The 23,656-nt window shown below is 64.4% G+C and carries 22 protein-coding genes; 17 read left to right on the forward strand and 5 right to left on the reverse strand.

Annotated elements, in window-relative coordinates; all coding sequences use genetic code 11:
* Window positions 1-109 precede the first annotated feature (109 nt).
* The 13 genes from G6N81_RS11475 to miaA all read left to right on the forward strand — a co-directional run bounded on the left by G6N81_RS11475 (window position 110) and on the right by miaA (window position 13,507).
* Window positions 110-916: a thymidylate synthase gene (locus tag G6N81_RS11475; protein WP_165137094.1), complete on the forward strand. Its 807-nt coding sequence runs from the start codon at window positions 110-112 to the stop codon at window positions 914-916.
* A gap of 12 nt (window positions 917-928) precedes the next feature.
* Window positions 929-1,438: a dihydrofolate reductase gene (locus G6N81_RS11480; RefSeq protein WP_165137097.1), complete on the forward strand. Its 510-nt coding sequence runs from the start codon at window positions 929-931 to the stop codon at window positions 1,436-1,438.
* Window positions 1,439-1,448: 10 nt separating this feature from the next.
* Window positions 1,449-2,426, forward strand: a complete 978-nt coding sequence (gene dapA / locus G6N81_RS11485) for a 4-hydroxy-tetrahydrodipicolinate synthase (RefSeq protein ID WP_165137100.1) — start codon at window positions 1,449-1,451, stop codon at window positions 2,424-2,426.
* 34 nt (window positions 2,427-2,460) lie between these two features.
* A complete protein-coding gene (locus G6N81_RS11490) occupies window positions 2,461-4,137 on the forward strand; it encodes a ribonuclease J (protein ID WP_165137103.1) in 1,677 nt (558 codons plus the stop codon).
* Between the two features lie 139 nt (window positions 4,138-4,276).
* Window positions 4,277-7,096, forward strand: a complete 2,820-nt coding sequence (locus G6N81_RS11495; protein ID WP_165137106.1) for an FtsK/SpoIIIE family DNA translocase — start codon at window positions 4,277-4,279, stop codon at window positions 7,094-7,096.
* Between the two features lie 12 nt (window positions 7,097-7,108).
* Window positions 7,109-7,684, forward strand: a complete 576-nt coding sequence (pgsA, locus tag G6N81_RS11500; RefSeq protein WP_165137109.1) for a CDP-diacylglycerol--glycerol-3-phosphate 3-phosphatidyltransferase — start codon at window positions 7,109-7,111, stop codon at window positions 7,682-7,684.
* Window positions 7,681-8,214 carry a CinA family protein gene (locus G6N81_RS11505; protein ID WP_241244973.1) on the forward strand — a complete coding sequence of 178 codons (534 nt, stop codon included), beginning with the start codon at window positions 7,681-7,683 and terminating at the stop codon, window positions 8,212-8,214. Before pgsA ends, G6N81_RS11505 begins: the two co-directional genes overlap by 4 nt.
* A 163-nt stretch (window positions 8,215-8,377) precedes the next feature.
* Window positions 8,378-8,689, forward strand: coding sequence for a helix-turn-helix domain-containing protein (locus G6N81_RS11510; RefSeq protein WP_165137112.1), 312 nt, complete (start codon window positions 8,378-8,380; stop codon window positions 8,687-8,689).
* A gap of 30 nt (window positions 8,690-8,719) precedes the next feature.
* Complete coding sequence (locus tag G6N81_RS11515; protein WP_165137115.1) at window positions 8,720-8,938, forward strand: DUF3046 domain-containing protein; 219 nt, start codon at window positions 8,720-8,722, stop codon at window positions 8,936-8,938.
* Window positions 8,939-9,187: 249 nt separating this feature from the next.
* A complete protein-coding gene (gene recA / locus G6N81_RS11520) occupies window positions 9,188-10,243 on the forward strand; it encodes a recombinase RecA (RefSeq protein ID WP_165137118.1) in 1,056 nt (351 codons plus the stop codon).
* Window positions 10,244-10,251: 8 nt separating this feature from the next.
* Window positions 10,252-10,944, forward strand: a complete 693-nt coding sequence (locus tag G6N81_RS11525) for a regulatory protein RecX (RefSeq protein ID WP_165137121.1) — start codon at window positions 10,252-10,254, stop codon at window positions 10,942-10,944.
* A gap of 97 nt (window positions 10,945-11,041) precedes the next feature.
* Window positions 11,042-12,592 carry a tRNA (N6-isopentenyl adenosine(37)-C2)-methylthiotransferase MiaB gene (miaB, locus tag G6N81_RS11530; RefSeq protein ID WP_165137124.1) on the forward strand — a complete coding sequence of 517 codons (1,551 nt, stop codon included), beginning with the start codon at window positions 11,042-11,044 and terminating at the stop codon, window positions 12,590-12,592.
* Between the two features lie 3 nt (window positions 12,593-12,595).
* Window positions 12,596-13,507, forward strand: a complete 912-nt coding sequence (gene miaA, locus G6N81_RS11535) for a tRNA (adenosine(37)-N6)-dimethylallyltransferase MiaA (protein WP_165137127.1) — start codon at window positions 12,596-12,598, stop codon at window positions 13,505-13,507.
* Window positions 13,508-13,534: 27 nt separating this feature from the next.
* On the opposite strand, the gene G6N81_RS11540 is transcribed toward miaA, so the two are convergent.
* Window positions 13,535-14,527, reverse strand: coding sequence for an ABC transporter substrate-binding protein (locus G6N81_RS11540; RefSeq protein ID WP_165137130.1), 993 nt, complete (start codon window positions 14,525-14,527; stop codon window positions 13,535-13,537).
* Window positions 14,528-14,615: 88 nt separating this feature from the next.
* The gene (locus G6N81_RS11545; protein WP_165137133.1) at window positions 14,616-15,530 is read right to left on the reverse strand and encodes an ATP-binding cassette domain-containing protein; all 915 of its coding nucleotides are present in this window, start codon (window positions 15,528-15,530) and stop codon (window positions 14,616-14,618) included.
* 112 nt (window positions 15,531-15,642) lie between these two features.
* Here G6N81_RS11545 and dapF point away from each other — a divergent pair, with 112 nt between their 5' ends.
* The gene (dapF, locus tag G6N81_RS11550) at window positions 15,643-16,521 is read left to right on the forward strand and encodes a diaminopimelate epimerase (protein WP_165137136.1); all 879 of its coding nucleotides are present in this window, start codon (window positions 15,643-15,645) and stop codon (window positions 16,519-16,521) included.
* Here the strand turns inward: dapF and G6N81_RS11555 are convergent.
* Window positions 16,518-17,393, reverse strand: a complete 876-nt coding sequence (locus G6N81_RS11555) for a LysR family transcriptional regulator ArgP (RefSeq protein ID WP_241244974.1) — start codon at window positions 17,391-17,393, stop codon at window positions 16,518-16,520. The two genes, dapF and G6N81_RS11555, sit on opposite strands and share 4 nt — an antisense overlap.
* Before the next feature lie 92 nt (window positions 17,394-17,485).
* On the opposite strand from G6N81_RS11555, the gene G6N81_RS11560 reads away from it, so the two are divergent.
* Window positions 17,486-18,181: a LysE/ArgO family amino acid transporter gene (locus G6N81_RS11560; protein ID WP_165137142.1), complete on the forward strand. Its 696-nt coding sequence runs from the start codon at window positions 17,486-17,488 to the stop codon at window positions 18,179-18,181.
* A 21-nt stretch (window positions 18,182-18,202) separates the two neighbouring features.
* Here the strand turns inward: G6N81_RS11560 and G6N81_RS11565 are convergent, their stop codons facing one another.
* Window positions 18,203-18,841, reverse strand: a complete 639-nt coding sequence (locus G6N81_RS11565) for a class I SAM-dependent methyltransferase (RefSeq protein ID WP_165137145.1) — start codon at window positions 18,839-18,841, stop codon at window positions 18,203-18,205.
* A 36-nt stretch (window positions 18,842-18,877) separates the two neighbouring features.
* Between G6N81_RS11565 and hflX the strand changes: the two genes are divergently transcribed.
* Window positions 18,878-20,482, forward strand: coding sequence for a GTPase HflX (gene hflX / locus G6N81_RS11570; RefSeq protein ID WP_241244975.1), 1,605 nt, complete (start codon window positions 18,878-18,880; stop codon window positions 20,480-20,482).
* Window positions 20,483-20,526: 44 nt separating this feature from the next.
* Here the strand turns inward: hflX and G6N81_RS11575 are convergent, their stop codons facing one another.
* Complete coding sequence (locus G6N81_RS11575) at window positions 20,527-22,482, reverse strand: alpha/beta hydrolase family protein (RefSeq protein WP_165137148.1); 1,956 nt, start codon at window positions 22,480-22,482, stop codon at window positions 20,527-20,529.
* 138 nt (window positions 22,483-22,620) lie between these two features.
* On the opposite strand from G6N81_RS11575, the gene G6N81_RS11580 reads away from it, so the two are divergent.
* Window positions 22,621-23,574 (forward strand): LysR family transcriptional regulator, encoded by a 954-nt coding sequence (locus G6N81_RS11580; protein WP_165137151.1) that lies wholly within the window; start codon window positions 22,621-22,623, stop codon window positions 23,572-23,574.
* Window positions 23,575-23,656 lie beyond the last annotated feature (82 nt).

A 23,656-nucleotide genomic window follows, 5' to 3' on the forward strand; every position in this document is an offset into this window, starting at 1 on the left:
GGTCCTGGCCAGCTTATCGACGGGCGGGCTCTGGGGGAACAGTTCGACTCTGCCACGCCGAATTCGTGTCACTTCGCCATCACAGCTCCACAGTGCTTAGCCTGTGTACATGACGGACGCGATCCCGACGCCTTACGAGGACCTCGTGCGCGAGGTTCTCGAAACTGGAACTCACAAGTCTGATCGGACGGGAACCGGTACGCGGAGCGTGTTCGGTCGTCAGATTCGTTATGACCTGCAAAAAGGCTTCCCCCTTCTCACGACGAAGCGGGTGCATTTTCGGTCCGTGGCGCTCGAATTGCTGTGGTTTCTTCGCGGTGACTCCAATGTGCGGTGGCTGCAAGAACGCGGTGTCACGATCTGGGACGAGTGGGCCGATGAAAACGGCGATCTGGGGCCCGTGTACGGCGTGCAGTGGCGATCGTGGCCGACGCCCGACGGGCAGCACATTGACCAGATTGCTCAGGTGGTCGAGCAGCTGCGGGACACACCCGATTCACGACGTATGCTCGTCACGGCATGGAATCCGTCCGAGGTTTCGCAGATGGCATTGCCGCCCTGCCACGCGATGTTCCAGTTCTATGTCGCCGACGGCCGCCTGAGCTGTCAGCTGTACCAGCGATCCGCCGACATGTTCCTCGGGGTCCCGTTCAATATCGCCAGTTACGCGATGCTGACCATGATGATGGCCCAGCAGGCTGGTCTGGAACCGGGGGACTTCGTCTGGACGGGCGGCGACTGCCACGTCTACGACAACCACACGGAACAGGTGCGGACGCAGCTGGCGCGTGAGGCCTATCCGTATCCGACGCTCCGCATCCGCCAGGCCGCCGACATCTTTTCTTATGAGCTCGACGACTTCGAGCTCATCGGCTACGAACACCACCCGGGCATTAAGGCGCCGGTCGCGGTCTGACAGACTGACGCCATGACCATCCGTAGCATTTGGGCTCAGGCGCCGTCGGGCGCGATCGGCGACGACGGCGGGATGCTCTGGCACGTTCCGGAGGACATGGCGTTCTTCAAACGGGCCACCGTGTCGCTTCCGGTCATCATGGGGCGGCGCACCTGGGAGGCGTTCCCGGATCATCTTCGCCCGCTCCCCGAACGCCCCAACGTCGTGATTACGCGAGACGCCGACTACGAGGCGCCGGGGGCCGAAACGGCGGCGACGCTCGAGCAGGCGATCGTTCGTGCCCGTGTCTATGACGATGAGGTGTGGGTGATCGGTGGCGGTGAGATCTACCGCCAGGCGATGGATCTGGCGGACGAACTCTGGGTGACGGACATCGACCTCGACGTTGATGGCGACACCCATGCTCCCGCGATCGGCGAGGCCTGGGAACAGCACGCCTCGTGGCCCGAAGAAGACGACGGTTGGCTGGAAAGTCGCACCGGAACCCGCTATCGGTTCCGCGTGTACACGCGCAGGGGATAACCTGGTGGGCATGAATGCGCCCGCCAATCCGTTCGGCCAGGTTCTCGTCGCGCTCGTCACTCCGATGACGGCAGATGGCGAAGTGGACTGGAAAGCCACGGAGAAGCACATCGACGACGTGATCACGTCGGGCGCTGACGGCATCGTCGTCACGGGGACAACAGGGGAGACCTCGACCCTGACTGATGCCGAGAAGCTCAAGCTGGTCGAGGTTGGCCGGAGCGTTTCCGGCGGACGCGCGAAGATCATCACCGGCGGTGGCTCCAACGAAACCGCCCACGCCATCGACCTCTATCAAAAGAGCGAGCGGGCGGGCGCCGACGGCATCATGATCGTCACGCCGTACTACAACAAGCCAACGCAGGCGGGCATCCTCACCCACTTCCGGCTCATCGCGGATTCCACCGATCTTCCGGTGATTCTGTATGACATCCCCGGACGCACGGGCGTTCCGATCCAGTACGCAACGATGTTGCGCCTGGCGAAGCACCCGAACATTCTCGCGGTGAAGGACGCCAAGGGCGACTTCAGCGAGGTCAGTCGGGTGCTCAATCAGACCGACCTGCTGTATTTCTCTGGCGACGATGCAAATGCGTTGCCCCATCTGTCCATCGGCGCCTCGGGCCTCATCGGCGTCACGGCGAATATCGCCGCCGGCCCTTATCGCACCATCGTCGACGCGGTGAACCGCGGCGACCTCGCATCCGCCACCGAACAGCATAAGAAGCTCGAGCCTCTCGTGCGCGCCGTGATGACGCACGTCCCGGGCACGGTCTCCGCCAAGTACATCCTGCACGGCCTCGGCCGTATCTCGAGCCCCCGCGTGCGCTTGCCGCTCGTTGGCCCCGAGGAATGGGAAGCCGCCATTATTGAGGACGAACTCGCCCTCGTGAGCGGAGTCGACGGCGTGGACTTCTCGAACTTCCGCCCCGACCGCAACGCGGCCGCGGGTGGAGCCCTTCCCAGGGTCTCCGGCACAACTCGGTGACGGCCGTCCTGCGCGAACAGCGCAGAAAGGCACAATGTCCACACCACTTTTCGATCCCCCTGCCCTCGAGGCCGGCGCCCTGCGCGTCACCCCGCTCGGCGGCCTCGGTGAGGTCGGCCGCAACATGGCCGTCTACGAGTTCGGCGGCAAGCTGCTCATCGTCGACTGCGGTGTGCTCTTCCCCGAGGAGCACCAGCCCGGCGTCGACCTGATCCTTCCCGATATGTCGTCTCTGAAGGGGCGCCTGGACGACATCGTCGCGGTCGTTCTCACCCACGGCCACGAAGACCACATTGGCGCCGTTCCGTATCTGCTCCGGATGCGCCAGGACATCCCGATCTATGGATCGAAGCTGACGCTGGCACTTGTCACGGCCAAGCTCAAAGAGCACCGCATTACGCCCAAGACGATCGTCGTTCGCGAGAACGAGCGCGCCCAGGTCGGCCCGTTCGATCTCGAGTTCATTGCGGTGAACCACTCGATTCCCGATGCTCTCGCCATCGGTATCCGCACCGAGGCCGGCCTTGTGCTGCACACGGGCGACTTCAAGATGGACCAGCTGCCTCTGGACGGTCGCCTCACGGATCTGCGCGCCTTCGCACGTCTCGGTGAAGAGGGCATTGACCTCTTCCTCCCGGACTCCACGAACGCCGATGTTCCGGGATTCACGCCGACCGAAGCTGATATTGGTCCCGTGATCGAGCAGGTCATGGCGAAAACGCCGGGCCGCGTCATCGTCGCGAGCTTCTCCAGCCACGTCCACCGCGTCCAGCAGGTTGTCGATGCCGCCCACGCCAACGGCCGCCGCGTCGCGCTCCTGGGGCGGTCGATGGTCCGCAACATGACGATTGCGCAGGAGCTCGGATACCTCAACATCCCCGCCGGTGCGCTTGTCGACTACAAGAAGTCACACGATATCCCTAACGACGAGATCGTCTACATGTCCACCGGATCCCAGGGTGAGCCGATGGCCGTTCTGAGCCGCATGGTCAACGCGGAACATGCGATCGAGCCGGGCGACGGCGACACGGTGATTCTTGCCTCGAGCCTCATCCCCGGAAACGAGAATGCGGTCTATCGCGTTATCGACGGTCTGACCAAGCTCGGCGCCAATGTTGTTCACAAGGCGAACGCACGCGTGCACGTGTCTGGTCACGCGGCCGCGGGTGAGTTGCTGTACTGCTACAACATCCTCCAGCCGAAGAACGTCCTGCCGGTGCACGGTGAGTACCGCCACCTGACGGCCAACGCTCTGCTGGCGCAGAAGTCGGGCATCCCGGCGTCGCGCACGCTGATCGCGGAGAACGGCACCGTTGTCGACCTCAAGGACGGCGACGTCAAGGTCTCCGGTCAGATCGACATCGGTTTCATCTACGTCGACGGCTCGTCTGTTGGCACGATCACCGACGCCGACCTCAAAGACCGCCGCGTGCTCGGCGAAGAGGGCTTCGTCTCGGTCATCGTCGTCGTCGACAAGAAGACGGGTGCCATCGTTTCCGGCCCCGAGATCCATGCGCGAGGCATTGCCGAGGACGACAGGGTCTTCGACAAGGTCAAACCGAAGATTGTCAAGGCGCTCGAGGAGGCCGCTGAGAAGGGCGTTCGCGACAACCACGCTCTGAAGCAGGCAGTGCGCCGCGCGATCGGTAGCTGGGTCAGCCGTTCGCTGCGCCGTCGCCCGATGATTGTCCCGGTGATCATCGAGACCTGATCGGGCCGGAAAAGCTCGCTGCGATCGTCCCCGTGCAGACCGTTTCCTCGGTCTGCACGGGGACGAGCTCGTCTCCGGCCCCCTGGGACTACGCGCGTCATCACACGGATTGTCGGGGCTGGCGCGTACCGTGGGACGTATGGCTCGCAGTACGTCTCCCGCGCCCAAGAAGAACGCGCACAGCGGAAGCGGCTCCTCCTCGAAGGGGACGTCGCGAAAGGCGCCTGCGCCCAAGAAGCCCGCAGACGACATCGATGGGCCGGCCGTGCCGGTTCGGATGTGGAACGGTCTGGCTCGCGCGGTCGGTGGTCTCTTTCGCGCTTTCGGCTCGGAAGAGCTCAGCAAAGACGATCGCCGCGACGGCTTCCCGACGCTGCTCGTCTTGCTCGCCGTAGCCGGAGCCGTGACCGAGTGGTTCTTCATCGCGAGCGAACCGGCGGAGTTGATCAGCGCCTATACCTTCGGCGCGTTCATCGGCCGCGTGGCGTTCGTTTTTCCCGTGATGTTGGTTCTGCTCGCCGGCTGGATGTTCCGTCATCCGTCCTCCGTTCACGACAACGGTCGTGTTGGAATCGGTTTCGGTCTGTTCACGGTGGCCGTCGCCGGGATCTGCCATGTCGCACTCGCGGCACCATCGCCGTCTGCCGGCATGGAGGCGCTGTCGGCCGCTGGCGGGCTGTTGGGCTGGATGTCAGGGCAGCCCCTGGCGATCGTCATCACGGACATCGGCGCATACATCGTGCTGGGCATCTTTGTCGGGCTCAGCGTTCTCATCATCACGAAGACTCCGCCCAATCGCATCGGACAGCGATTCGGGGACCTCTACGCATGGATGTTTGGCGAGGAGGCGCGCACGAACGACAGTTCGAATGCGCAGACAGAAGTGATTGCCGAGAAGCCTGCGAAGAAGCGTGGTCGCGGACGAAAGAGGGATCAGGAACTGTTCGACGGAGCGGATGAGTTGCCGTGGTGGCGACGAAACTCAACCGGCCGAGAAGAAGACGTCGATGCCGTCACTTCGCCGGAACAGCTCACCGAACTTCTCAGCCAGCAGAAAGACGGCGGCTACGATCAGGCCGTCGTTCTCTCGGGGCCCGACGAATCAGCGGACGAACTCACCGACGCGGCAACGCAGGTTCTTGACGACCCCGCGCTGCAAAGCCTCCGAGAAGCGGCAAACGAGGGGCCCTCCGTTTTCGGCCTGTCGGACGACACCGCGGCAGAGGCGGATGACGACGAATTCGGTGGCATCTCCGGATTCGGAACAGACGGCCCCGGAGCGCGCGGACCGCAGCCGCCAGAAGCGCCGTACATCCTTCCCTCCACCTCGCAGCTCTCGGCGGGTCCTCCCGCCGTGGTCAAGTCCGAGGCGAACGACCGCATGGTCACCCAGATCGAAAGCGTTTTCGAGCAGTTCAAGGTCAACGCCAGCGTCACAGGGTTCTCCCGCGGACCCACCGTGACGCAGTACGAGGTCGAGCTTGGTCACGGTACCAAGGTCGAGAAGATCACCCAGCTGGCCAACAACATCTCCTACGCCGTCGCCTCGAACGACGTGCGCATTCTTGCGCCGATTCCGGGAAAGAGCGCGATCGGAATCGAGATTCCGAACATCGACCGCGAGACCGTCGCACTCGGTGATGTGCTCCGCAGCGCGGCCGCTCAGAAGTCCACCCACCCCCTCACGATTGGCGTCGGTAAGGACGTCTCGGGCGGATTCGTCGTCGCCAACCTGGCGAAGATGCCCCACCTTCTCGTTGCCGGCTCAACCGGATCCGGTAAGTCCAGCTTCGTGAACTCGATGATCACCAGCCTGCTGATGCGGGCCAAGCCCAGCGAAGTGCGCATGGTGCTTGTCGACCCTAAGCGCGTTGAGCTCACGGCCTACGCTGGTGTCCCTCATCTGATCACGCCCATCATCACCAACCCCAAGAAGGCCGCCGAGGCGCTGCAGTGGGTGGTGAAAGAGATGGACATGCGATACGACGACCTCGCATCGTTCGGGTACCGCCACATCGACGACTTCAACCGTGCCGTCGTCGCTGGCGAAGTGCAGCTGCCAGCGGGCTCTGAACGGGTTCTGAAGCCGTATCCGTATCTGCTCGTTGTTGTTGATGAGCTCGCCGACCTGATGATGGTGGCACCGCGAGACGTCGAAGACTCGATTGTGCGCATCACCCAGCTGGCGCGTGCTTCGGGGATTCACCTGGTTCTCGCAACGCAGCGCCCATCGGTGGATGTCGTCACGGGCCTCATCAAGGCCAATGTTCCCTCCCGTCTCGGTTTCGCCGTGACCAGCGTTACCGACTCGCGCGTCATCCTCGATTCGCCCGGTGCCGACAAACTGATCGGACAGGGCGACGCCCTGTTCTCCCCGATGGGATCGACGAAGCCGTTCCGACTGCAGGGCGCGTGGGTCACGGAAGACGAAATCGATTCCGTGGTCAAACACGTCACCCACCAGGCGCGCCCCGAGTACCGCGCCGATGTGGCCGAAGCGATCGACGCTCCGAAAAAAGAGATCGACGAGGACATCGGCGACGATCTCGAGGTTCTTCTCGCAGCGGCCGAACTCATCGTCTCCAGCCAGTTCGGCTCGACATCCATGCTGCAGCGCAAGCTCCGCGTGGGATTCGCGAAGGCGGGGCGACTGATGGACCTGCTCGAATCGCGCGAGATCGTCGGCCCCTCCGAGGGCTCCAAAGCACGCGATGTGCTCGTCACTCCCGAACAACTCCCGGATGTGCTGGCGCAGCTCAAGGGTCAGGAGCCGCCTTCTGCGGCTTCCGCGGCGCCCGCGGCAGCACCGACAGCCGTGATGCCAACGTCGGCCCAGCCGACGGAGGTCATCTCTGACGATCGCTACGATACGGATCCGATCGAGTCGCAGTTCGACGGATACCCCGTTGAGGACGACGAGGGCAATGAAGACGCCTGGCAGTTGACCGACCGCGACTGAGACGAGACAGCCATGGCGATTCACCCGCAACTTCCGAACGTAATCACGATCGTGCGCATCCCGCTCGCCGTGATCTTCTTTGTGATCCTGCTGATCGCCGGCCCCTTTGGTGGTCCGCACCTGGGGTTGCGCGTTGTCGCCGCGGTGTTGTTCATCATTGCAATCTCCACCGACTGGGTCGATGGCTATCTCGCCCGCAAGTACTCGATCGTCAGCGACTTCGGCAAGCTGTGGGACCCGATTGCCGACAAGCTTCTGACGGGTCTGGCCTTTGTCGGGCTCGCCATCCTCGCGGAGATGCCGTGGTGGATGGTCATCGTCATCCTCGTGCGGGAGTGGGGCATCACGCTACACAGGGTTCTTGTTCGAAAGACCCACGTTGTTGCGGCGGCGTGGATGGGCAAGGTCAAAACGGCCGTCCAGGGGGTGGCGCTTTCTTGGGCGCTTCTTCCTCTTCACCCCGTGATCGGCTTCGACGCCTGGGCGCTCATCACTCTCGTGCTGATGTGGATCGTCGTTGTTCTGACGATCGCGAGCGGAATCGACTACATCATCGCCCAGGTGCGGGGCGCGAAGAAGACATCGTGAGTCCGCGCGCCGGAGACGAGGTCACGGGAAGCGCCGAAACGCACGAACTGACGTACCTGGCTACCGCTCTCCTGCAGGCGTTGCGTGACCGCGGGTGGTGGATAGCGGCGGCAGAGTCGCTCACGGGCGGTCTCCTTGCATCCGCAATGATCGAGATCGCCGGGGCATCGGCGAGCGTGCGTGGTGGGGTCATCGCATACGACACCGCCATAAAACGGGACGTCCTCGGTGTTGACGCCGATCTTCTCGAAAGCCGAGGGGCGGTAGATGCCGAGGTTGCCCAGCAGATGGCATACAGTGTGCGGCGGCTGCTCAGCGTTGATGGGCGGCCCGCCGATGTCGGTATGTCGACCACCGGAGTCGCCGGCCCTGAGCCGCAGGACGGCCAGCCGGTCGGAACAGTTTTTGTTGCGGTGTCGAGCCCCGTCGGAGAGGTTTCGCGTCAGCACGAGTTCGCAGGCGGACGGGCAGCGATCCGCCGTCAGTCGGTTGCCGCGGCTCTTCGTTTGGCGCTCGACCAACTTTCCTGAGGGCGCGGGGAATAAGAACCCTGAGAGTCGCGTTTCACCTGTGTATCCGTTGGCCGAAACTGCCCAGAATCCGGGGGTATTCCCTTCACCTGGGTATCCAACGGCTGTTAGAGTCGTTACACATATTCGGTTGACGATGTTCACGAAGCGAGGGAGGGCCGCCATGATCCTGATGCGTCAAGAGATCGGCGAAGTGCTTCGCGATTTCCGCCAGCAGAAGGGCCAGACGCTGCGACAGGTCGCCGGTAAGGCGAGCGTTGCGCTCGGGTACCTGAGTGAGGTTGAGCGCGGACAGAAGGAAGTGTCGAGCGAGATTCTCGCCGCCGTCGCCGAGGCACTTGAGGTGCCGATGTCACACGTGATGCGGCGCGTTGGCGATCGCCTCGCGGTTCTTGAGGGTATCGAGAACGCCTTCCCGGATGTCGTGCCCGACGAGCTCGTGGCCGAGGTCGAGCCGCAGTTGTCCGTTCGCTGACGTGCTTCGGCGGTTTGCGCGGAGCGCACGGTGAGGCGTAGCGAGTTTTTGCGCGCAGTCGACGATCATTTTGGTGCCCGTGCCAATTGGATTCTCGACGACCTCGTGCTTCCGGGAATCGGACAGACCGCGACGGATGCGCTGAACGCTGGTGTGCCGCCACGCAGCATCTGGCAGGCGCTGTGCGAAGAAAACGATCTGCCTGAATCGGCCCGGTACGGAGCCGGACTGCGAGAACCGCGCGCCTAGGCGTTCGAAGAGCTGTTTGCGACACGGCGCATTGCTGTCGAATATCCGTTCGGTTCGGAGTAGGCTCTCCCCACGTGGTTGATGAGTTGTTTCTCCACTGATCCAGAGCCCTCGGCATCGAATGTCAGGGGTCCTTCGTAACGTGGTCAGAGACGGCATACGCCACGCGCCCTGTCGAAGATTGCGCTCCAGCCGGAGCGCAACACGACAGCCTATGGGCGGCGGAACACGAGCACAGAAGGAGCCAGCATGGCAGCACCGGCAGATCGCGACAAGGTCCTGGAGACCGCCCTCGCGCAGATCGACAAGCAGTTCGGTAAGGGAACGGTCATGCGCCTTGGCAGCGATGAGCGCGCACCCGTCGAGGTCATTCCAACGGGCTCCATCGCGCTCGATGTTGCGTTGGGTATTGGCGGGCTTCCCCGTGGTCGTATCGTCGAGATCTACGGTCCGGAGTCATCGGGTAAGACCACCCTCACGCTTCACGCGATCGCCAACACACAGGCGCTCGGCGGCATCGCGGCATTCATCGATGCCGAGCACGCGCTCGACCCGGAGTACGCGAAGAAGCTGGGCGTCGATATCGATTCGCTCCTCGTCTCCCAGCCCGACACCGGAGAGCAGGCGCTCGAGATTGCCGACATGCTGATTCGCTCGGGCGCCATTGACCTCGTGGTCATCGACTCGGTTGCGGCGCTCGTTCCCCGCGCCGAGATCGAGGGCGAGATGGGTGACGCTCACGTCGGCCTGCAGGCCCGCCTGATGTCGCAGGCGCTTCGTAAGCTCACCGGCGGTCTGAACCAGACCAAAACAACGGCGATCTTCATCAACCAGCTACGCGAGAAGGTGGGTGTGTTCTTCGGCTCGCCGGAAACGACCGCCGGTGGTAAGGCGCTCAAGTTCTACGCATCGGTTCGCCTTGACATTCGTCGCATCGAGACGATGAAAGACGGCGCGGAGGCCGTGGGTAACCGCACCCGCGTCAAGGTCGTTAAGAACAAGATGGCGCCGCCGTTCAAGCAGGCCGAGTTCGACATCCTTTACGGAACGGGTATCTCCCGCGAGGGCTCTTTGATCGACTTCGGCGTTGAGCACAGCATCGTCAAGAAGTCCGGTTCGTGGTACACATACGACGGCGACCAGCTCGGACAGGGTAAGGAGAACGCTCGCCGTTTCCTCATCGAGAACACCGACGTGGCTCTCGACATCGAGAACAAGATCAAGGTCAAGCTGGGGCTGCTCGAGGATTCCACCGCCGTCGTTGAGGCGCCGGTTGACGACATCGCTGCGCGTCGTACGGCCTAGGGAACCCCGTGACACAGCAACAGGGTGGGGGCGAGCGCGATGAGCGTCTCGCCCCCGTCGTGTCTCTCTTCGGCGGCACCGTTCCGCCCGTTCCTCCTGCTCCGTCACCGAGCGATGCCGATTGGCACGCCACGTGGAAAAACCTTCTGGCAGACGATCCCATCGACCCCGTTGCTCCCGCTCTCGAGGACGATGTCGTTGCCGAACGCGACGAGGAGACCGCACACGCCGAGAAGCGCCTGATGCGGGCGCTGGCCTCGCGGGGGCTGTCAGAGCGCGAAGCACGCGAGCGTTTGCGCCGCGACGGGCTGAGTAACGATGCCGTGGAAGACGTTATCGATCGCTTGGTGCGCGTCGGGGCTATCGATGATGCCGTTCTGGCCGAACAACTCGTGTACGCGGGCGTTACACGCAAACACGAGGGGCGCCGTGCGATCGGCCAAGCCCTGAACAAGCGGGGCATCGCACGCGATGTCATCGATGCCGCTCTTGCGGAACTACCCGACGATGACTTCGAGCGGGCGCTTGAGTACGCACGCACAAAGGCGCGCAGCCTTTCTCGCTATGACCGCGACACCGGGCTGCGTCGCCTCGTCGGCCAACTCGCGCGCCGCGGTTACGGCGGGTCAATGGCTATGACCGTCGCGAATCAGGCGCTCGACGAGGCCCAGGGCGGGTCCTCGGGAGTGCGTTTTCGATAGCGGGCGGTGCCCGTCGCCGTGATTCGTCCAGCCCCGACCTGCTTCCTGAGAGCGGACGGGGCTGGGCGGGCGCACATTACGTAGAATTGCAAGCGTTATGACCACGCCATCCAGCACCCCAACGATCATCGCCCCGTCTCCTGCCGCCGTTGACGCCTCGGGGCGGGCCCGCACGTATGAGGTGCGCACGTTCGGGTGTCAGATGAACGTCCACGATTCCGAACGCCTCTCCGGCTCTCTCGAGAGCGCCGGTTATGTGCGCGCCGACGAGGGCGCGGATGCTGATGTGGTCATCATCAATACCTGCGCTGTTCGCGAGAACGCAGCGGGCAAGCTGTACGGCACGCTCGGTCACCTGAAGTCAAAGAAGGACGTCAGGGACGGCATGCAGATCGCCGTCGGCGGGTGTATGGCGCAGATGGACAAAGACACCGTCATCACCAAGGCGCCATGGGTGGACGTCGTGTTCGGAACCCACAACATGGGGTCGCTTCCGCAATTGCTGGAGCGATCGCGGCATAACGACGAGGCCGAGCTCGAGATTCTCGAGTCGCTCGAGGTGTTCCCATCCACGCTGCCCACCAAGCGCGATTCGTCGTATGCCGGATGGGTGTCGATCTCGGTTGGCTGCAACAACACGTGCACGTTCTGTATCGTTCCGAGCCTGCGTGGCAAAGAAAAGGACCGCCGTCCCGGCGACATCCTCCAGGAGATCCGCGCGCTCGTCGACGATGGCGCGATCGAAGTCACCCTCCTGGGGCAGAACGTCAACACTTACGGCGTCGAGTTCGGCGACCGCCAGGCGTTCAGCAAGCTGTTGCGCGCCTGCGGCGACATCGAAGGGCTGGAGCGCGTGCGGTTCACGAGCCCCCACCCGGCCGCCTTCACGAACGACGTGATCGATGCCATGGCGGAAACTCCCAATGTGATGCCGCAGCTGCACATGCCGTTGCAGTCCGGCAGCGACAAGGTGCTGAAAGACATGCGCCGTTCGTACCGCTCAAAGCGGTTCCTCGAGATCATCGAGAGCGTTCGCGAGCGCATTCCTCACGCGTCGATTACCACCGACATCATCGTCGGCTTCCCCGGCGAAACCGATGAGGACTTCAACGAAACGATGCGAGTCGTCGAAGCTTCTCGCTTTTCGAGTGCCTTCACTTTCCAGTACTCGATCCGCGAAGGAACACCCGCGGCGACGATGGAGAACCAGATTCCCAAGGCCGTTGTTCAGGAACGCTATGAGCGTCTCCTGGCGCTCCAGCAGCGCATCACTCTCGAAGAGAACCAGAAGCAGCTCGGCCGAACGCTTGAGGTGCTCGTGTCAACGGGCGAGGGCAAAAAAGACGCCGCCACGCACAGGTTTACGGGACGTGCGGAAGACAGCCGACTCGTGCACTTCGAGGTGCCAGAAGGGTCCGCTGTTCCGCGTCCCGGCGATGTCGTCACCGTCACCGTCACACACGCGGCTCCGTCGCACCTTCTCGCGGACAGCCCTGACGGTGCTCCGCTCACCATTCGACGAACGCGCGCCGGCGATGCATGGGATCGTTCGCAGGCGGAGTCGTGTGGCGTTCCGTCCTCGGGCGGCGCAACGAACATTGGCGGTGCCGTGAGCCTCGGCCTGCCGATCCTTCGCCAGGAGGTCTGAGCCGTGGAAGGCGGCCCGCGTCTCTGGGCCGTCGTCGGCGCAACAGGAACAGGGAAGAGCGATCTGTCCCTCGACCTCGCGCAGATGCTTGAGCATCGCGGCCAGGCAGCGGAGATTGTGAACGCCGACGCTATGCAGCTGTATCGCGGCATGGACATCGGCACGGCGAAGCTCGCTCCCGCGGAACGCCGCGGCATCCCTCACCATCTCTTCGACGTGCTCGACGTCACACAGGAGGCGGCAGTCGCCGCGTATCAGCGGGATGCTCGTGCGGCTATCGACGCGATTCAGGCCAGCGGAAAACACGCGATTCTCGTCGGCGGATCAGGCCTCTACGTCTCCAGCGCCATCTTCGACTTTCAGTTTCCTCCGCGCGATCATGCGTTACGTGCCGCTCTGGAACGCCGGCTGGAGGAGGAGGGTGCCGATGCGCTCTACGAAGAGCTCCGCCAGCAGGATCCGGCGACGGCGGAGCGGGTCGACGCACGAAATGGCAGGCGGGTTGTTCGGGCGCTAGAAGTGCTCGCACAGGGCAGCTCCGGCCACGGAGCCGCTCTGCCGGACGCGCCGATATTGTGGCACGCCCGCACGAAAATCATCGGCCTGCGCATGGAACGTGCCGAGCTGGTCGAGCGTCTCGATCGCCGTGTGGAGCGGATGTGGGCCGACGGAATGGTCGCCGAGACCGAGGCGCTGCGCGCGGCTGGTCTGGAGCGCGGGAAGACCGCGAGCCGGGCGATCGGATACGCACAGGCCCTTGCTCAGTTGGCGGGGGAGAAGAGCCCCGCCGAAGCGATTGCCGAAACCCAGGCGCTCACCAGGCGCTATGCGCGAAAGCAAGTCAGCTGGTTCAAGCGATACGCAGACGTTCGCTGGCTCGACGCCGGCCGTGCCACGGCTGCCGACGCACTCTGAGCTACGTGTGACCCACGCCGGTTGCCGCTAACGCCCCAGTGCCGCGGCGATATCGGGGACGAGGCTGTCGAGCGCGTAGGTGATCGACACGGGGTTGTTGATGGAGATCGCCCAGCGATCGGCGCCCGTGACGGCGAGGAACTCGGCGTCGAAGCGGTCGAAGAGAGCGTTGTCCTCAGCGGGGTCGAAGTCGGGTTCTTCTGTCATGAACATGACGAGGTCGCCGTCGAAAAGTGCGACCTCTTCCGGCGAGACGGTCACGCTGAATGATTCGCCGTCGTGCCGCGCCATGGTTGCTTCCGGCGGGGTGAATCCGAGCGCTTCAACGAAGGCACCGCGCCCATCGAGGGCTGTGAAAACGTAGTAAGCCGTCGCGTCGTAGGTGATCACTGTTGCTGCCGTTGTGTCCGCGAACTCGGGGTGATCGGCATAAACGGCCGCGAACCGATCATCGAGGTCGCTCAGTAGCTTCTCGCCTGCTTCCTCTCTGCCGAGGGCTGCGGCGAGGCGCTCAAGGTCGAACTCGGTATTCGAACCCAGGTACACGGGCTCTTCGCCCGTGACGAGCTCAGCTGACCAGGGGAAGAGAGAGCCGTTGTCATCGGCGCTCGTGCCGGCGAATCCCACGGGAGTGATGCCCAGCGCGAGAACGTTGTCGAGGTCTCCCCATCCGAGGGTGACGACGCGCTGCGGTTCCTCTGCGACAACGGTTTCGCCGAACTCGTGTTCGACCGTGACGGGGAAGGCGGCATCGATCGTGTCGGCCGATGTGTTGTCAGCGCCGCCGACGATCACGGCGATCGCTACGACAAAGATCGAGCCGTTGAGAGCCAGCGAGGGAACGGCCGGAATCCACTCGACTGCTGAGGCGGGGTCGTTCGCGAATTCTCGTCCGTAGAGGAGCGCAACTCCGGCGGACGGGAGCAGCGTTGCCAGGATGCCGACGATCAGCGCGGCGCGGTGACCGCGCAGACTCGACAGCGTGATCCGCTCGGCGCGGAGAAGAGAGGAGAACCGCACCCGTGCGGGGAGTGACGACTAATACGGCGCGGGAGTCGAGGTTTCGGACATGGTGAGCGTTGTCATGACGATTGTCTTCTCTCGGAGGTCAGGCCGCGGCCTGGTCGGAACGGTACTCGGTGGCGTCGCCGGTGAGAGCGAGGTAGGCCTCTTCAAGTGAGGCGGAGATCGGAGTCAGTTCGTGCAGCTCGAGATTCTCCAGAGCGGCAGCGCGAGCGACTAGGTGCGCGGGAACGCCAACGACCTCGAGGGTGTCCTTCGCTGTTCGTGTGATGGTCACGCCGTCCGCGGCGATCAGGGACGTGAGAACCGATGGATCGGACACGCGCACACGTGTCACGTGTTCGTCCGCGGCGCGCAAGAAGTACCGGATGGGGGCATCGGCAAGCACGCGCCCCTTGCCGAGAACGATGATGTGGTCAGCCGTCTGAGCCATCTCGCTCATGAGGTGCGATGACAGGAACACGGTGCGTCCCTCGGCGGCGCGGGCGCGAGCAAAGCCGCGCACCCAGTGCACGCCCTCAGGGTCGAGCCCGTTGACAGGCTCGTCAAAGATGAGGACCTGCGGATCGCCCAGCATGGTTGCGGCGATTCCGAGGCGCTGTGTCATTCCGAGCGAAAAACTCCCGATGCGGCGCTGAGCAACGTCCGTGATCCCCGTCAGCGCCATGACCTCCGGAACGCGGCGCTGGGGCAGAGCGTTGCTCGCGGCGAGTAGACGCAGGTGGTCCGTCGCGGTTCGCCCGGGGTGAGCAGCTTGTGCATCGAGCAGTGCGCCGGCTTGTCGGAGCGGATCGGTGTGCTCCGTGAACGGGCGTCCATTCACGGTTGTGCGCCCCGAGGTCGGACGATCGAGCCCCATGATCATTCGCATGGTTGTCGACTTGCCCGCGCCATTCGGCCCGAGAAATCCCGTCACCCTGCCGGGTTCGGCGGTGAAGGAGATATCGTCGAAGGCGGTGTGCCCGCCGAAGCGCTTCGTGAGGTTCTCTGCTGTGATCATGTCTCCATCTCACTCGGATCGCCGCGTGAGCACATCGGAGCGGGGGATGAACCTGGGGGCCGCTACGTCAGACAGGAGTACCACGCCAGCGTGGAACCGTAGACTGGTGGGCATGCCCGAGATCCCCTTCACAAAAGGCCACGGAACCGGTAACGACTTCGTGATCATCGCGGATCCCGCCGGTGAGATCGACCTCGGGCCCGAGCAGGTGGCGGCGCTGTGCGATCGGCGGTTCGGTATCGGCGGCGATGGCCTTCTCCGGGTTGTGCGGTCTGCGGCGATTGCCGAGGGTGCGGCCGTTCTGGCGGAGGAGCCTGCAGCGGAGTGGTTTATGGACTACCGCAACGCTGATGGGTCAATTGCCGAGATGTGCGGCAACGGTGTGCGTGTGTTCGCGCGGTATCTGCTGGACACTGGCCTGGCCGAGCTCGAGCCGGGATCGACGCTGCCGATCGGAACGCGCGGCGGCGTGAAGGATGTCACGCGCAGCGAAACGGGCTTCCAGGTGGATCTTGGCCAGTGGCGCACCGCGGGTATCGACCCGCTCGTCCGGGCGAAGGGTCTCGATGTCGCTCGCCCCGGCATGGACATCGACCTCGGCAACCCCCACGTCGTTGTCGCGCTCGCGGGTGACGAAGAACTGGACGGGCTCGACCTCACAGTCTTGCCCAAGATCGACCCTCTGCCGGAGAACGGCGCCAACGTTGAGTTCGTCGTGCCGGCCGAGCCTCTCGTGAAGGACGGCATCGGCCGCATTCGCATGCGCGTGTTTGAGCGCGGCGTCGGCGAGACGCTCTCGTGCGGAACGGGAACCGTTGCGGCGGCGCTCGCGGTTCGCAGCTGGGCGGGCGAGGGCGCGCCGCAGAACTGGCGGGTAGAGGTGCCGGGCGGCACCCTCGGCGTGCGCATGTTCCCGACCCAGGACGGCGAGCACGTTGCGCTGTCCGGACCGGCCACGCTCGTCTACTCCGGTACTGTCACGCTCGCTTAGTCTCGGCTTTGGTCGAGGGCGGCGCGGGCTGCGCCGACAACGCTCGCGCGAATGGCGGTCAGAACCGGCGAGGCGATGTTCCATTGCTGCCAGAACAGGGGCTCGGTGAGATCGGGGTGCCCCAGCGTGCGGAGCGTGCCGGCCTCGATTGATGCAGCGGCCTGGGCAGGCGGGAGCATGCCCCATCCCATGCCGAGACGTACGGCCGCGGCGTAGTCTTCCGAAGCCGGAACGTAGTGGCGTGGCGGCACGATCGGGTCAACGCCGTGTGCGCGCAACCAGTCGGATTGGATGTCGTCCGAGCGGTCGAAATCGATCAGCGGTGCGCGGCGGAGAACGTCGGCGCCCACACCCTCCGGCAACCACTTGGTGATGTACGCGGGCGTGGCCACCGCCATGTACTCCGTCGAACCAAGAGGGGTCACGGAGCAGCCGGCGATCGGACGGCTCTCGGAGGTGATGGCGGCAAGCGCGGAGCCCGAGTCAAGAAGGGCGGCGGTGCGGTCCTCGTCTTCGCGCAGCAGTTCGAAGGTCACCTCGTGGTCGCGGGTAACGCGCTCGAGCGCTGGCAGAAGCCAGGTGGCAAGGGAATCGGCGTTGACGGCGATCGGCACGTGCATGGCATCGCGCTGTTCGTGGCCGAGGGCGACGGATGCCTCGTGTCCGATCACGGCGTATTGTCGGGCGAGGCGCACGACGACGGCTCCGGCTTCGGTGGCGCGCGTGGGGCGTGATCGGACGACGAGCACACTACCGATTTGGGTTTCGAGGGCACGCAGTCGCTGGCTCACCGCCGAGGGGGAGATGCGCAGACGCCGGGCGGCGCCATCGAAGGACCCTTCGTCAACGATTGCGGCGACGGTTTCCGCCAAGTCGGGAGCGATCCACATAAGCGTTGCTTCACTAACGTTCGCGTGTGCACATTTGCTTTTGATTGTCGCACGCGCCGGAACAGGATGGGGACATGCTCACCGCTCTGTTCTCCGGCCTCGTGCTGTGCCTCACGATCATCGTCGCGCCGGGCGCTCAGAACGTGTTCCTTCTTCGCGAGGGCATTCGGCACGCGCACGAGGGGCGCCGGCACGCGCTCACCCTCGCCGCCGTGTGCTTCGTCAGCGACGTCGTCCTCATCTCCGCGAGTGTTGCGGGATTCGGAGTGATCGTTGAGAGCGTTCCGTGGCTGTTCGACGTTGCCAAATGGGGCGGCGTCGCGTTCCTCGCCTGCTACGGCCTCATGGCCGCGTGGCGCGCCTTCCGCCCCAGCGGAGCAACTCTCACAGCGCCCGCCGAGCCGGCTCCGGAGCCCGGGGAGAGCCTGCGCACGGGAGCCGTGGCAACAGCTACTCTCACGCGGGTCGTTCCGGCGGTGCAGAGCGCGCTGCTCCCCGCCGTTCTGACCTGCCTGGCGATCACGTTCCTCAACCCGCACACGTACGTCGACACGGTTCTGCTGCTTGGGTCGGTGTCGACCCACTACGGAGAAGCCGCGAGCATGTTCGCCGTTGGTGCGATCACCGGATCCGCGATCTGGTTCGCGTTTATCACCTTCGCTGCGCGCTACGCGGCGCGCTGGCTGCGCTCGCCACGGTCGTGGCAGATTCTCGATGGCATCATCGCCGTCGGCATGATGGCGCTCGCCGCGGGTATTGCCTTCGCCTGATCGAGCTCGCGGGGGCGCGCGTCAGATCTGGTCGAGAGGACCGGTGGGGGGATCGCCGTGATGGCGCACCTTCAGAACGCGGAAGCCCTTGGCCGTGGCGTGGCGCCTGGTCGAGTAACCATCGGCGAACGTTGCGTCCATCCAGCGCTGAAGCGAATCGCTGCCGAGGTTCTTCTGCACGACGAAGTAGCCGTCGCTGTGGCGGTCGAGACGAGGGATCCACGTTTCGAGAAGCTCGTGGAGCGCGGGCTTGCCGATGCGGATCGGGGGATTCGAGCGAATCGTGCGAAAGACGACATCTGAGGGGATCTGATCGGCTGTCACGGCATGGACGTTCTCGAGGCCGAGATCGGCGGCGTTGCGCCGCACCAGGTCGAGGGCGCGCTCATTGACGTCGAGCGCCCAGACTCGCGCTCGCGGCGCCTGAATCGCCATCGACAGCGCGATTGGTCCCCAGCCGCACCCGATGTCGAGGAAGTCCCCGCCAGCCGGCGCCTCTGGCGTATTTGCCAGCAGTACGTCCGTGCCCTTGTCGAGTCGATCGGGGCTAAACACACCACCCGCTGTTGTGACGTCAACATCGCGATCCGCGAGGGTCACAGCGAGGCGCCGGAGCTGTTCCTGACTCGAGGGCTCGGCACTGAAATAGTGATCCCCCATGGCGGGCGACTCTACCGGAGGAGCGCTGAGAGGGGAATGGGTGTGATGAACCGCCTGCACCCGGGCGTTTCGCGGTATCCTGAAGGGCTAAGCACCCCTTATGAGAGGCGAATTCCGATCGACACCATCGATACGACCGTTCCGTCCGGCCCCGCGGAGCATGGCGATGACGCCGTTGAACGCGTTCTCGCACGCGAGCAGCGACGCTCATCAGCCCGGATCTTCGGCGACGCACAGGCACTTCAAGACAACAGCACCGCCCACTCGGACGACAGAGACGGCGATCAGCTCGATCGTGAGGAACGGCGCGCTCTTCGCCGCGTTGTCGGTCTGTCAACGGAGCTCGAAGATGTCACCGAGGTGGAATACCGCCAGGTGCGCATGGAGAACGTGGTTCTCGTTGGCGTGTACTCGGGGCATTCCCTCGTCGACGCCGAGAACTCTCTGCGCGAGCTGTCTGCTCTGGCCGAAACCGCCGGATCCGTTGTGCTCGATGGCATGCTCCAGCGACGTGCGCACCCCGACCCGGCAACCTACGTCGGACGCGGCAAGGCGGAAGAACTCAAAGCGATCGTCGAGGCGGAAGGCGCTGACACCGTTATCGCCGACACCGAGCTGGCGCCGAGCCAACGCCGTGCGTTGGAAGATGTCATCAAGGTCAAGGTGATCGACCGAACGGCCGTCATCCTCGACATCTTCGCCCAGCACGCTAAAACCCGCGAGGGCAAGGCGCAGGTCGAGCTCGCACAGCTCGAGTACCTCCTGCCGCGCCTGCGCGGTTGGGGTGACTCGATGAGCCGCCAGGCTGGTGGTCAGGTGGGTGCCGGAGGCGCCGGTATGGGCTCGCGCGGTCCCGGTGAGACGAAGATCGAGCTCGATCGCCGTCGTATCCGCACACGCATGGCTGTTCTGCGGCGCCAGATTCGCGACTTCGCACCGGCCCGAGAGGCCAAGCGTGCCGAGCGGAACCGCAACACGGTTCCGTCCGTTGCGATCGCTGGATACACCAACGCCGGAAAATCCAGTCTGCTCAACCGGCTCACACACGCTGGAGTTCTCGTTGAGAACGCCCTGTTCGCCACGCTTGATGCGACGGTTCGGCGAACGGAAACGTCCGACGGTCGCATCTTCACGCTGGCGGACACCGTTGGATTCGTGCGCAACCTGCCGCATCAGCTTGTTGAGGCATTCCGTTCGACGCTCGAGGAGGTCGGTGGCTCCGACGTCATCGTCCACGTTGTCGATGGAAGTCACCCAGACCCGGCTGGTCAGCTGGCGACGGTGCGCGAGGTCCTTGCCGACGTTGGCGCACGAGACGTCCGCGAGATCGTCGTTTTCAACAAGGTCGATCTCATCGACGATTCCGAGCGGCTCGTGCTGCGCGGCCTTGTTCCGGATGCTGTTTTCGTCTCATCGCACACGGGCGAGGGGATCGACGAGCTGCGTTCCGTCGTCGAAGCGGCGCTTCCCGTTCCGGACGTCGAGGTGAGGGTGCTGGTTCCGTATGAGCGAGGCGACCTCATTTCGCAGATCCACGAGACGGGGCAGTTCCTCGAGCAATCCCACGAAGAGCGCGGAACACTCGTTCGCGCCAGAGTGGGCGAGAAGCTGGCCAGCGAACTCGCTCCGTTCGCGGCGTAACGCGAATGCTGTCGGCCCGGAGCGATCGCTCCGGGCCGACAGCATCAATGTAGATCGAGCGTGGGAACGCCCGGTGTCTCGAAACCGAGCACCTGGCCGAGGAAGGACAGCTCCGCTTCAAAGCAAGCGGTGATGGTTTCCGCGCCGCGGAAACCGTGGCTTTCGCCGTCAAAGAGCAAATACGCGTGGGGAACACCGTTTGCGCTCATGACGTCACGGAGAGCCTCTGACTGCGAAGGGGGAACAACGGGGTCCTCCGAGCCTTGCAGGATCAGCAGCGGTGTGCGTAGCGATTCTGGACGTGACAGAGGAGAGCGCCGCACGTATTCGTCCTCGGATTCGGGCCACGGGCCGACGAGGCTGTCGATGTAACGCGCCTCGAAATCGTGCGTTTCGGCCAGGAGAAGTCGCAGATCGGCGACGCCGTACCGGCTGATGCCGGCCGAGAAAACGTCAGTATCGGCGAGAGCGCACAGCACCGTCCAGCCACCGGCCGAGCCGCCCTTGATTGCGAGGCGTTTCGGGTCGGCGAGGCCCCCATCGACGAGGCCCTGTGCCGCGGCCGCAACATCGTGGACATCCGCGATACCCCACGTGTGCCGGAGGCGCTCGCGGTAGGCCCGGCCGTACCCCGACGATCCGCCGTAGTTCACATCGAGAACGCCGATGCCGCGGCTGGTCCAAAATGCCGTGCTTTGCGAGAGATCACCGGTGACGTGTCCGGTCGGTCCGCCGTGGACGAGAACGATGACGGGCGGAAGTTCGCCTTCGGGGGCGGTGAAGTCGGGGTTGTGCGGCGGGTAGAAGAAGGCATGAACATCACCGCGCGGTCCGGGGAAGGTTAGGGGAGTGGCGATCGACCACAGTTCGCCGGTCGCGGGAGTTCCGCCGCGCAGCGCCTCGAGTGAGTGCCCGTCGAGGTCGAGTTCCCACAGTCCGCCCGTGACGCTGCTGCCGCCACCCGTCAGGAGCACTCGTGCGCCGCGCACGTCGTGAATGTGCACATCCCCCGTGAGGGGCGTCTCGAGTTCACTTACGGCCCCGCTGGTCGGATCGATGAGGACCAGCGCCGATCGTCCGTTGGTCGACACGGCGAGAACGCGGCCGTCATCGAGCGGTGCGTACCAGCGGGCACCGAGCTGCCACAGTGGGCCGCCCGTGTCGGTGTCGGCCTGGTAGATGGCCTCGAGGCTGAGAGGGGCAATGCCCTCGTCGAATCGTGCCCAGAAAAGGTTCCAACGGGCGGGGTGATCGCCCGTCGGTGTGGGAAGCAGGAGCGGCGGGTCCTGCAGGAACATCAGTTCATCGTCGCCTGTCCACTCGGGCTGGAGCGCGCTCACGCTGTTGTCGCTGGCGGCGCCGTGGCCACCGGCGACCGTGACCCACTCGGTCACAACGCCTCCGGCGAGTGTGCCCACGCGCAGTTCCGCGGCATCCCACGGCATGTCGGGGTGGTTCCACGCGATCCAGGCGAGTCGGCCTGCGCGCGGAGCAGGGTAGGCGAGGAAGTCGCTGCCAGACACAACGCTGACGACACGGTGCGAGCCGTCGAGGGGGATCGTGACGATGTCTCGGCGGGGCGTCGTATGCGCCGAGCTATGAGTCTCGCGCACGGCCCAGAGCGAACCTTCTGCCCAGACGAGGTCACCGTACGACTCGCGTGCGTCGTCCGCCGTCATCGCGAGGGGTTCGGTCATGCCCGCGGCGAGGTAGACCCGCTGATCTTTCTGGTTCACGAACGCAAAGCGCTCATCGTCGAGCGACACCCAGGGGCCACCGCCGTACTCGTGAACGCGGCTTCTCGCACTCCACGGCGCGGACAAGACGTGTTCGCCGTCGCCGCGCATGATGGCGGTGCGTCCCTGCTCCTGGGGAACTGACTCGGCCCACCAGACCGAATCCGCAACGTATTGTGCCCTCCCGAGCCGGAGGGATCCTTCCGGCATCGAAGCCGCTGAGATCGGTGAGGGCCAGGTGCCGTACGGGAGTGTGCGCGCCATGTCCCCCACGCTATTCGATCACCGAATGTGACGAAGCAGGGCGAGCGAAAAGTGTGATCGGGGTGGCGATCGCGCGCCGCCCCGGCGGGCTTTTATCGAGGTTGTTGTTCTGCTCGTGTCCTGGGATAGCTTGTGGCTATGACGCGCGACAATGCCGGGACGGCGAGCGGCATCACCCTGCAACAGCTGCGGTACTTCGTCGAGATCGCGGCAGAAGGTTCGATCACGGCGGCCGCCGATCTGCTCTACGTTTCGCAACCGACGATGTCCGCGGCCATGAAAGATCTCGAACGCCGGGTGGGCCGCGCCCTTCTCGTCCGCTCGGTTCGCGGCGTCACGCTCACGGAGGACGGGACGGAGTTCCTCGGCTATGCGCGTCAAGTGGTCGAGCAGGCGGAGCTCCTCGAGCAGCAGTACCTGGGCCGTCCACCATCGCGCCGCCTGCTCGCTATTTCGGCTCAGCACTACTCCTTCGTCGTCGACGCGTTCGTGCGGATGGTGAGGGCGTCCGATGCTCCGGAATATGCGTTCACTCTTCGCGAGACGCGCACCTGGGACATCATCGAGGACGTGCGAACGCTCCGGAGCGAGCTCGGCGTGCTCTACCGCAACGACTTCAACCGAAACGTCATCGACAAGTTGCTTCGCGAGTCAGGTCTCGCGTTCACGCCGCTGTTCCGCGCTACGCCACATATCTTCATCGCGCGGTCGAATCCGATCGCGGGGCGCGAGCGAGTCACGCTTGATGACCTCGAGGATCTGCCGCGACTCACCTTCGACCAAGGCGCCAACAACTCGTTCTATTTCGCCGAAGAGATCCTCTCCACACGGTCGGCCAAGCAGGACATCAGGGTGAGCGACCGCGCCACGATCTTCAACCTCATGATCGGCCTCGATGGATACACGATCTCGACGGGCATCGTCTCCGACGACCTGGATCCGTCGATCGTGGCCGTGCCCCTCGACGTGGACGAACGCATCGAGATCGGGTGGATCGGCCATAGCTCTTCTGCGCTGACGGGACAGGCGGAGCGTTTCGTCGCCGAAATGCGCGATGTTGTCGCGGGATTCGGCGTCGAACTCTTGACATAGGTTTTGACTATGTCTCAGGGTTAAGGTTCCGAATGAGGCTATAACTGGTCTCCGTGCTTACGCTGATCTCCTCAGCGGGGAC

The sequence above is a fragment of the Microbacterium amylolyticum genome (assembly GCF_011046975.1).
Taxonomy (GTDB): domain Bacteria; phylum Actinomycetota; class Actinomycetes; order Actinomycetales; family Microbacteriaceae; genus Microbacterium; species Microbacterium amylolyticum.